Here is a 10,304-nt window from a genome sequence, read left to right as displayed (position 1 = left end):
TACTTTCTACTTTCAAAAACCACCTAACCAACTAACCACCCAACAAACTAACCACCTAACCAACCAACCACCTAACAAACTAACCCACCTAACCCACCACCCTTTCCCTTACCTTCACAGCCGGGGCTCCCTGATAAATGCTATAAGCTTCCAAATCGTGATGCGCTACAGAAGCCATACTCAAAACAGCATGACTTTTACAGGTAACACCGGGGCAAACTATAGCTCTGGCGCCAATCCATACACCATCTTCTAAGATGATAGGCTGGGTCAGCAAGTCAAAATTTTTACTTTTATAATCATGATTACCGGTCATCAGCATAGCACCTTGGGAAACGCAACAATTCGCTCCAATAGACACATCATCCAAGTTTTCAATAAAACATTCTGCCAACCAGGAATGGTCTCCTAAAGTTAATTTCCAAGGGAATTTAATATGGATATAAGGTTTTATCCTTACGTCACGACCTATTTTAGCTCCAAACAGTCTTAATAAAGCCACTAAAACAACGCTAAAAGGGATAAGACCCGATCTAAAAAATAAGGCACTACAAAAATACCAAAGGACTTGTTTAAGCACAGAAGCTCTATGGTCAAACTTACCTGTATCAAATTTCTTTTTAAGTTGTACTTTCTCCAACATGTGCTTTACTGTTATGGATATTCTTTGTGTTCATCCAAAAATACATCCCTATAAAAATAATGATATAGCATATCCAGTTGAAAACATCGTGATGGTCTATCCGCATGCCAGCAACTTTCTTGGCGTAAAAAGCTACTACAAATAACCTCAACATATTAAACAATGAAAATAGCAAAATACTACCCACGATAAACAGTATCCTGTTTTTGATGCGCTTATCAGGCACTGCAATACCAAAAGCAATCAGTAAACTGATAATACCATAACCCAAACAGCTATAAACAATTTTAACTCCACCATACCCAATAAGGAGCATTGCAGTAGCATTACTAATACTTTTGATACCCCATAGGGCAGCAATCATTTGCGAGCCTGAGATTAAAAAATCCCTATACCAGGCTATAAAATTTAAATGCTGATCAGCAAAAGCCCAATATAAACCTCCCGGAGCGCAGATACCAATCCAAAACTCGAAAAAATAGTCTAAAGCAAAGTAAATCAGCAGCAGACTCCATACAAATTTCACTAGTTTATGATTAATGTTCATCATGTTGTTTCTTAAGCTCATAGATTTTAGCATCAATCAAAAATCTAAACCAAAAACATTGTAAAAAATGAAATATCAAGCCCTCTTTACCATCCAAAAAACCTAACCTTAAAAAATACCTGATAAAGAAATATACAAAAGGTCTTACAAATAGTGGAAAGCGCTCATATAAATTTTTCATATACCTTCTTCTGGCAATAGGATTCTCACCTTGTAAAGAGCCTTTAATAACAGCACCATGTTGTGGCGGATGAAACTGCTCAAAAGCTTCCAAATTTGACCATTTATCGTGTCTTAAAGTAAAAGTACTTAGAGATTCGGTAATTAAATCAATAATATCCCCTTTAAGCTTTTGCGTTTTACCTTCCACTTTAAAATGTTGGTCGTAGAGTTTTTCTTCACATAAACCCTTATCCTTTCTAAACAGCACTGCATGATAGGTAGGGTAGTGTCCGCCATATTTAATCCATTTGTTCATGAAAATGGTTTTCCTACTCGCCAAAAATCCATGGATATCATCGGCAATAGGCTTGCTAAATAAAGCGCTAACCTCTGTTCTAAATTCCTCTGTTAAGCGATGGTCCGCATCCATATTTAAAACCCATTGGGTGCTAATAGGTAAGTGTTGAATAGCCCAGTTTCTTTGTTGACTATAATTTTCAAAAAGATGATGAACAACCTGTACAGGATAATTTTCTAAGATAGACAAAGTAGCATCAGTAGAACCAGAATCCACAACAAATATTTCCTCTGCGAAGTTCAAAGCGCTCTCAATACAAGCTTTAATATTCTTTTCCTCGTTAAAGGTTAAGATGATGATACTGATAGGAACTGGATAATTAAGCATAATTTACTTAAGTAGTGAAGTTATTAGAGGTAAATATTGTGAGAACCAAAGAGGTAATTCTTCCTTTTTGACAGCATAGGTAATTCTATGATATTGAAGAGATAACAAAAGCTTATGATCTATCTCAGAACTATCTATAATAATAAGTTCATCCATAAGAGAAAAGTACTTATCTAACTTCTCAAGATTTCCTATAAAATTAGCATCAATCGTACTTTTATTCACATAATGACCTCCTTCAGAAACTCTGTCTGTCACTCTAAGTTGTGAAAGATTTTGATTTTTTAAGCCAAGAAAAATCATGTGAATTTGATAACCTTCATTTTTGAAGCGTTTAGGGACATCCCAAGTAGCATCATTTGTGAAGTGCCCTTCATAAACGAAGTCAGTTTTATGGGTAATGGCTTTTTGAATGGCATCATCAAATGAATTTATAACAAAGTCTCTAGCAATATTTCGAGCTTCTTTCGGAGATTTAGTAAATTTTGGGAATAGTTCTTTTAGTTTTTGTGTGAATATTAGATCTCCGTCAAATATAATATGATGATCTGTAATGTCTTTTGGTAAATACGCAGGACCTACAGTAGATTTACCTGCTCCATTAGATCCTGTAATGATGTAAAGATGGGGCATTAAATGCTTAAGCCTAATTTTTCCCTTAATGTTTCAGCCTCATGAAGTGAAAGCTCTTTAATCACCTTTAAAGTTTTACCATCTGAAGAAAGAGAAACTAATTTGATACTATGGTTTGGATATTCTAAATAGGATTGTTTATCTGGAAGTTCTGGGGAATTAATCATAAATGGTTTGCCAGAATTGAGTTTCTGCTCTCTATGCTTTCTTACTGCTTGGTTGCCTATCTTTACTAATGAAATGATGCTATTCATGGTCGAAATTATTTTTAAAAATACAAAAATAAATTCTTAATTTCAGTATTTAAATAGATAAATCCATATACATCGCCTGATAATGTTTCAAGATATTTCTTTCTTTAAAGTCGTTTCTAATGGTGCTTTGCAATCTTTCAGGCTGCATTTTTTTGTTTAAGATATCCTGATAAGCTTTTTGTAAGCTTGTCTTTAAATCAGCAGCTTCTCTCTTACAAACCCATCCTAAGTTTTTTTCTTTGACATAATCACTTAAGCCCACGTTTTCTGTAATCACCACAGGCGTTCCCGTATATAAACTTTCAATCACCACATTCGCAAAGTTCTCATCATAAGAAGGCAAAATAAAAATATCATGCGCTGCCAATAAGTCAAATTTCTCATCCCCATACACAGGCCCCAACCAATGGATACCCTTAGCAAAGTTCTTCTCCCTAATTCCCTTTTCACTCACAACTTCCTGCCGCTCTCCACCCAGCCTTCCGTCTGCGGTCTTCGGACTTCTGTCCCCGGTCTTCGGTCTTCTTTCCCAACTTTCACCTTCACTCACAACTTCCTGCCAATCACCACCCAGTCTTCCGTCTCCGGTCTTCGGACCTCGGTCTCCAGTCTTCTGTCCTCGGTCTCCAGTCTTCGGTACTCCGTCTCCTTCCAACTTCAACCTTTCCACATATCCCCCTTCACCTTCTCCAACAATACTTAATTCCCAGGCAAAATCTAGCGTTTTCAAAACTTTAAACAACAGCTCAAGCCCTTTTTTTTCTTCGATACGAGATAAAAATATCAATCTTAAAACGTCATCAGTTTTTTCCTCTTTCATGAAGCTTTTCTCCCAGGGGAGGTTCACAAAATTTGGAATATTAAAAATAGTCTTTGGTTTCAATAAAGCTTGCGTATCTCTGGCCTCTTTAGCGCTGGTGGTATGAAAATAACAGGCATTTAACAAATGTTTTCCTAATAATTGATGAAATACCTTCTTCAATAAACTTTTATCTTTTTCAAAAGAGTATAAGCTGAGGGTGCCTCTAGGGCTTAAAACTACCTTCACGCCTCTACATAAAGCAATCAAGCAAGCAGGCATGCTAACCAAATTCCACCAGGCATGAATATGCACCACATCAAATTGCTTAACAGTTTTCCATAAATGCCATAAAAGGGCAGGAGAGAGGTGACTATGATCTTTGGTGATGCGCTTAAAATAGGTGACCTCAACACCATCTACCATTTTAGTTTCCCCATTTTGGTAGGGTAGTTCCTCTTTCCCATTAGCCAAAGTAGTATAAACAGAAACTATCATTTTGTCAGGCTGAGCAGAGTCGAAACCCTCATTTCCTAAACCCGTTTCGCTATCACTCCCCAGTACACGGTCTTCGGTCTCCGGACTTTCTCCATCTATACCACTATCTCCCTGCGGTCTTCCGTCCCCGGTCTTCTGACTCCCAACATCTTCTCTCCGGCTTTCAGCCTTCAGCCCTTCGCTTTCACCCTTCAGCCCTTCGCTTTCCGCTTTCAGCCTTTCGCTTTCAGCCTTCAGCCCTTCGCTTTCCGCTTTCAGCCTTTCGCTTTCAGCCTGAACTTCCTCACACAACTTCGCTACAGACATCACCGGTCCACCGTAAATGTATGCTGGTTTATAGGATGCTGTGATATGGAGGATTTTCATGGATGAGTAGCTACTTGAAGATGAGTTATCAAATCATTATTTAAAATACTAAGTAACGATTGATGACTTCATGGATGTGTTGCTTAAGACTGTAAAATTTGATAAATTTCCATAAATAAATGTAAAAAAAACACAAGATAATCGGTAAATTGTCGATTATCTTTGTATGAAATTACATCTAGTAATTACTGGGATCTGGGTTATGCGTCGCCAAACTGCGGTCCTCGGTCGCCCGACTTCCAATCATTTCCAACCTTCCAGTTTTCCACCATTCCCGATAACATTGTCCGGCTGAGCAGAGTCGAAGCCCTCATCTTTACTCTTTACTCCTTGCTCTCCATTCCTTGCTCTTTATTCTTTACTCTCTATTCTTTACTCCTTGTTGCCCAGTCTTCCAACTTCCGTCCTCGGTCTTCGGACTATTACAATTTTTCATCTACACGACCATTATCCCCGCAGTCATCGGTCCTCGGTCATTCGACTTCGCAACTGTAATTCTCTATCTACACGACGATTACCCTGCGGTCCGCGGTCTTCCGACTTCCAACCATTTCCAACCTTCCAATTTTCCACCATTCCCAATAATTTGTCAGGCTGAGCGAAGTCGAAGCCCTCATCTTTATTCTTTACTCCTTGTTCTTTGCCTTAACTTTAATCATTTTTTAAATACTCAATGGTTTTTTTGATCACAAGTCTATTAAAAGCAAGATAAATAATCAAATACATAAAGAGTGCACCAAATATTTTATCTAGTGCCTTTTCATAGTTGAATATCACAAAAAATAAAGGAATAGTTAGTGCAGTACCTATTAGTAGGTCTGGCGATTGTTTTAATATATATCTGTAAATACTTCCAATCACGAAGCCAAATACTAATAAAATTAATAACATGCCAGCTCTTCCAAAATCCACATAACTTTCTGCAAAATAACCTAAACTAATTGAAGTACCGCTTTCCGAACCAGAATAATCCTGCCCTGTATATAATCTTGCTTTTTCAGAGTCGTCAATAGCAGCCTTTTCAGGAAATAAAATTCTGGGTTTTAGCACACGTTCTACCGCACCAAGCCAAAGTTCACCATTGGTATGCTCTAATTGATAAGGCACATGCCCCATAGTTCCTGATAAAAATTCTATGTACGAAAGCCTATTTACGGTCGCTTCAAAACCTTCTTTAATTCCAGTACTATCTATAGCGGTCACCAAATCATAAAGCTTAGTTAAAGACTCTCCGGTACCTCTGACAGAAACCTGTGAAGTACTTCCTGCATTTAAGAATTCACGATAGGTGGGTTTAACATATTGCCAAATCATCAAAGTATAAAAGCCTACAATTAAAGTTACTCCTAAAGGGATGATGTTTTGTAACCTCAAATTTTGACCATACACCAGCACCATACCAATAAACAAAATGAGGAAATAGTCTTTAAACCCAGAAAAGAATCCCGTAAAACTAAATAATAATTCTAGCGAGGCTATCCATAAAAACATTTTCTTCTCGTTTTTATAGAAAGCATAAATCATAAATATAAAAAATAGTGCCCATTTAAACTCAATTAACTTACTTAAAGGTTGCTGTAAACCTCCTAGAGAAAAAGATAATTTAAACAAAATAGGGTATGCTATAGCTAATAGCAGGTAAAGCCTTCCCAGCTTATCACCATTAAACTGATGACTAGCGGCTAAAATGCTGGTATTATTAGCATGTTTAAAGCCTCTAACAGCGAAATGTATACCTAATGCTAGTGATATTAGGCCCCCCATTCCCCAAAAATAGGCTTCATTGATATAATCAGGATAACGGTGCAAGCTGATATCATCAAAAGCTAAATTGCTATAATTTGCATAAAACACTTTTACCGAAATTGCCATATACTGGGTCATCAATGCGGTAAATAGGATAGGTGCCTCATTACTTTTCCAACTTAATTTTATTAGAATAAATGGTGCAATTACAGCTACTATTGTATGAAGAGGATTCATACTCATGGTAGCGTAAACAATACCTGAAATTAAAAGTATGTTTCCCAAAATACCAAGTGATTTAAATTGCTGCATTTTAGGATTTGGACGAATGAGTGTTAGAATACCAAAATAAATAATTTCTGTTAAGAAATGTCAATTGAAGATGTTGTAATCTCTGCTCTATCATCGGGCATAAGATTATACTTATCATCAAGATAAACAGCTGTACGGATAAAGCTATTTTAAAGTGATTCATTAACATTAGTAATGGGTAATGTAGTGCATATAAGGCATAGCTCCCATGTCCTACATAGCTAAATACATTAGTTAACCAAATGAAAATTCTATGCACACTTGGCCGCCATATCTTCTCAAACCGAATGACAATATAAAAGAAGCTCGCTATCCATAAACCTTTGATAACCTCTAGTAAAGCATCAGAAATGATTAATTCATGAAAAATCAGTGAGAGTAAGCCACACAGAAATAGCGCAATAAAGAGTTTGTCATTTTTTGTTTCATTCAGGAAATGACAAGCGACTAAAAAACCAGCTATCCAGATAACAAAATAAGATAAAAAGGCAAAATAAGGTATATAAATAAAAAACTTATTTAGGGCAATACAGGTTAAAGAGACACTAAACAAGAGTATGAGTTGATAATTTTGAGCATATAGGTATTTCTTTTTTAACAAAAGATAGCTGTATAAGGGAAACACCAAATAAAAGAACATTTCATAGGCTAATGACCATAATGGACCATTACTTCCATAAGGACTAAACCAAAAATCTGTTGCACCTGTTGAGGTTTGCAAAAACAGCAAATTTCCTATTAAGTTAGACCACGCATATTCAGGAAGTGTAAGTTTTGACATTGTCCAGCCTACAATTAAACTAAATAGTAGGGCTAATAGGTAAACAGGTAATATTCTTTTAAAGCGTTTGTACAAAAATAAGTTTGTTTCATTTTTACTTTTTATTAAATGACCTTTTGTAGCTAAAGCGATACAAAAGCCTGAAAGAACAAAAAAGAATAATACAGCCTCATTATTTAATTCATTAAGAAAGGATAAGATATTCCAGAGAAGACGTGGTACCAAATTAAAAACAGCTTGTCCATTAAAAGTTAGATAATGATGTAATACCACAAGTAGAGCAGCTAACCCTCTTAAACAATCTAGAATGGGTAAGCGTTTAATCATTTAATTTGTTCAAGATACTACTAACTTGTTTTTCAAAACTCCATTGCTTAATGATTTCTTTTGAAGCCAATCCCATTTTTTCTAAATGATTTTTTTCTAATTTATCCAAAATTGCTGTTAATTGACTTTTTCTATGCGCTTCAAATACAAATCCATTGATATTTTCTTTTACTAAATCTGCTGCACAGCCTACTTTATTGGCTAAGATAACAGCTTTACCACTAGCCATAGCTTCATTTACAGCAAGCCCCCAAGTTTCTCCTGGTCCTTTCGAAGGTAAGCAGAATACATCACAAGCTTGGTATAATACAGGCATCATTTGTTGATTCTGAAAGCCCATAAAATGGATACTATTTATCAAACTGGCAGAAGTCCAATTATTGTCTAAACTTTCACTTTTTGCTTCTCTCTTTAAACTTTCCACTTTTAACTTTAGACTTTCTTCTAATATACCGTTACCCACAAATAGTAAATGACTTTTTTCATTATGCATTGCTTTTTTGGATTTAATCATCTCTATAAAAGCGTCTAGCAACAATTCAGGATCCTTCTTAGGTTCCAGCTTTCCTGCAAATAGAATCAGCACATCTTCTGGTCTAATGTGAAGCTTTTTTCTTAATACAGCCGCTTCCTCAGCTCGATTTTCTGCAAAGCGTCCGCTGTCTATGGCGTGTGGTGCAAATACCAACTGCCTTTCTTTTAAACCATATTTCTTAAAATAGGCTTTATTAGCTGTCCCAACATAAAAAGCCAAATCAACATGGCTATAAACCCATTTCAGGTAAATACTTTTTATATACTTTTTCCAACCTGCATCTTTATCCAATAGGGTCGAATCTCCTCTAAACCATAGTGGTGTTTTTCCTTTAAAGTGTCTCAACACCTGTAAGTGGCTCTGGTAGGCATAACCAATCAGTATAATCGCATCGGGATTAAATTCTTCAATATGCTCAATCAGATTAGGATTTATAATTCCCTTAAAATGATGACTACCAGGATATTTACTCTCATTTTTTAAAAACTGGTAAGGATAATCTTCTAACAATGGAATATCCCACTCAATCACTCTATTAAAACCAGGATCTAACTTTTTTAAGGAGCCTTCTCCCCAGGTATAAAATACCGTCAGGTTAGTTTCTTTAGCTAATAATTGAAATAGGGGAGCGTAATATTGAATAGGATGTGTAGTAATAATTGCTAATTTTTTTAACATCTAGATTTGTCTATGTTATGATAGCATTTTTTAAATAGTAATCTTCGAAGCAGTTAGAACTTTATCAAAAAAATCGCATTGTTCTGCTGTTTTGTTTTTGGCCGAATATTGATTCAATTTGCTTTCATGGCGAGTAAATTGTTTCCCTTGTTTTAATAAGATAGTTTTCAAAATAGTATATATTTGATGGATTGCTGTATCTTCTGGCATATCAAAAGTAATTACTTCGCCTGCATTACATTCTCTTATGATTTTAGCTGCACTACTATCTTGGTGAAAAATAGCTAGTAGAGGATTTTTTGAGAACATATAAGGATACGTTTTGGAAGCAGTATATTGTGGATCATTAGATCCTGCAATAAATAATAAATCCGCACTTTTCAAAGTATTTAGCGTTTGGTAAAAAGGAATTCGATTGGTTTGCTCGGTAACGTAAGCTGCTATACCCATTTCTTGGGCCAATGGAAATATGGTTTGTTTTCCTTGTCCGTCAGGAGCATAACTGGTGCCTAAAAAATAAAAATGCATGTTTTTAAACAAAGATGCTTCTTGTCTTAATCCTAATCGAAAAGCACTGAATAGCTTGACTAATGCGTCTTTCATATCCAAACCTCCACGACCTACATAAACCACATTAACCACATCTTCATTTTTGTATGGAATCATAGAAGGATAATCAAATTGATGCTTTTCAGCAATACAGAAGTCCTGATCAAATACGCCAAAAGTGATTACTTTGACAGGTACTTTTCTAATATGTTCGTAACGTGTTTGCAGTGTTTTAATGTAAGCTTCAGATACGCTAATCAAACCATCTACATGTTTCATAGCCAAAGGCTCTAACCATTTATTTAAACGATAGGAAAACCAATATTTTGGTGGCTGTTCTGCTTTAGGTTTATTGATATAATAATCAGAATGCCAAGGGTCTTGCATATCAATGATATAAGGTATCCCAAACCTTTTTTTCCAATAATTTCCTAAAATACACACGGGGAACTGCGTCGTAGAAAAATATATCAAATCAAAATGCTCTTTATTTAATAAAACATCTACCTTCTTACGTATGGCGTTTAAAGACCTGATTGCTATACTGCCTAACCCTATTTTTTTGGTCCATTTTTTAGAAATAGGTTTTACAGTATAAATTTTAATATCAGTTGGTATAGCCTCTAGTAATAGATGGTCTTTATTTACTTCACAAAAGTCTGGGTGCACACAAACAACGTTTGCCTCCCATCCAAATTCTTTGAAATAGGGGAGACTCATCCGTATGCGCTGCATATCTGCCGCATTACACGGAGGGAAGTAAGGAGATATGATGAGGATTTTTTTCAC

Annotated in this window: 10 protein-coding genes; all 10 read right to left on the bottom strand. The window is 35.8% G+C overall.

What is annotated here, in order from left to right; genetic code table 11:
• Positions 1-88 precede the first annotated feature (88 nt).
• Complete coding sequence (locus B2745_RS01750) at positions 89-643, bottom strand: WcaF family extracellular polysaccharide biosynthesis acetyltransferase (protein ID WP_304062866.1); 555 nt, start codon at positions 641-643, stop codon at positions 89-91.
• Positions 621-1,193 carry an exosortase/archaeosortase family protein gene (locus B2745_RS01745; protein WP_304062864.1) on the bottom strand — a complete coding sequence of 191 codons (573 nt, stop codon included), beginning with the start codon at positions 1,191-1,193 and terminating at the stop codon, positions 621-623. The genes B2745_RS01750 and B2745_RS01745 overlap by 23 nt, the downstream gene beginning before the upstream one ends.
• A complete protein-coding gene (locus tag B2745_RS01740) occupies positions 1,180-2,037 on the bottom strand; it encodes a glycosyltransferase family 2 protein (protein ID WP_304062861.1) in 858 nt (285 codons plus the stop codon). The genes B2745_RS01745 and B2745_RS01740 overlap by 14 nt, the downstream gene beginning before the upstream one ends.
• Positions 2,038-2,040: 3 nt before the next feature.
• Positions 2,041-2,670 carry a zeta toxin family protein gene (locus tag B2745_RS01735; protein WP_304062857.1) on the bottom strand — a complete coding sequence of 210 codons (630 nt, stop codon included), beginning with the start codon at positions 2,668-2,670 and terminating at the stop codon, positions 2,041-2,043.
• Complete coding sequence (locus tag B2745_RS01730) at positions 2,670-2,924, bottom strand: hypothetical protein (RefSeq protein ID WP_304062854.1); 255 nt, start codon at positions 2,922-2,924, stop codon at positions 2,670-2,672. The genes B2745_RS01735 and B2745_RS01730 overlap by 1 nt, the downstream gene beginning before the upstream one ends.
• 49 nt (positions 2,925-2,973) lie before the next feature.
• Positions 2,974-4,587, bottom strand: a complete 1,614-nt coding sequence (locus B2745_RS01725) for a glycosyltransferase (protein ID WP_304062851.1) — start codon at positions 4,585-4,587, stop codon at positions 2,974-2,976.
• A gap of 651 nt (positions 4,588-5,238) precedes the next feature.
• Positions 5,239-6,645, bottom strand: a complete 1,407-nt coding sequence (locus tag B2745_RS01720; RefSeq protein WP_304062848.1) for a hypothetical protein — start codon at positions 6,643-6,645, stop codon at positions 5,239-5,241.
• A gap of 1 nt (position 6,646) precedes the next feature.
• On the bottom strand, positions 6,647-7,753 hold the full coding sequence (locus B2745_RS01715) for an acyltransferase family protein (protein ID WP_304062845.1): 1,107 nt from the start codon (positions 7,751-7,753) through the stop codon (positions 6,647-6,649).
• The gene (locus B2745_RS01710) at positions 7,746-8,966 is read right to left on the bottom strand and encodes a glycosyltransferase family 4 protein (protein ID WP_304062842.1); all 1,221 of its coding nucleotides are present in this window, start codon (positions 8,964-8,966) and stop codon (positions 7,746-7,748) included. The genes B2745_RS01715 and B2745_RS01710 overlap by 8 nt, the downstream gene beginning before the upstream one ends.
• A gap of 30 nt (positions 8,967-8,996) precedes the next feature.
• Complete coding sequence (locus B2745_RS01705) at positions 8,997-10,304, bottom strand: glycosyltransferase (protein ID WP_304062839.1); 1,308 nt, start codon at positions 10,302-10,304, stop codon at positions 8,997-8,999.

It is taken from the genome of Pedobacter glucosidilyticus, from assembly GCF_002483235.1.
GTDB classification, from domain to species: Bacteria; Bacteroidota; Bacteroidia; order Sphingobacteriales; family Sphingobacteriaceae; genus Pseudopedobacter; species Pseudopedobacter glucosidilyticum_B.
Note: the sequence above shows the minus strand (reverse complement) of the source record. Positions and strands in the feature narration are given on the sequence as shown.

What these genes read in the sequence shown, in the direction of transcription:
- B2745_RS01750 (WP_304062866.1), bottom strand. Translation starts at nt 643, where the DNA reads ATGTTGGAGAAAGTACAACTTAAAAAGAAATTTGATACAGGTAAGTTT.
- B2745_RS01745 (WP_304062864.1), bottom strand. Translation starts at nt 1,193, where the DNA reads ATGATGAACATTAATCATAAACTAGTGAAATTTGTATGGAGTCTGCTG.
- B2745_RS01740 (WP_304062861.1), bottom strand. Translation starts at nt 2,037, where the DNA reads ATGCTTAATTATCCAGTTCCTATCAGTATCATCATCTTAACCTTTAAC.
- B2745_RS01735 (WP_304062857.1), bottom strand. Translation starts at nt 2,670, where the DNA reads ATGCCCCATCTTTACATCATTACAGGATCTAATGGAGCAGGTAAATCT.
- B2745_RS01730 (WP_304062854.1), bottom strand. Translation starts at nt 2,924, where the DNA reads ATGAATAGCATCATTTCATTAGTAAAGATAGGCAACCAAGCAGTAAGA.
- B2745_RS01725 (WP_304062851.1), bottom strand. Translation starts at nt 4,587, where the DNA reads ATGAAAATCCTCCATATCACAGCATCCTATAAACCAGCATACATTTAC.
- B2745_RS01720 (WP_304062848.1), bottom strand. Translation starts at nt 6,645, where the DNA reads ATGCAGCAATTTAAATCACTTGGTATTTTGGGAAACATACTTTTAATT.
- B2745_RS01715 (WP_304062845.1), bottom strand. Translation starts at nt 7,753, where the DNA reads ATGATTAAACGCTTACCCATTCTAGATTGTTTAAGAGGGTTAGCTGCT.
- B2745_RS01710 (WP_304062842.1), bottom strand. Translation starts at nt 8,966, where the DNA reads ATGTTAAAAAAATTAGCAATTATTACTACACATCCTATTCAATATTAC.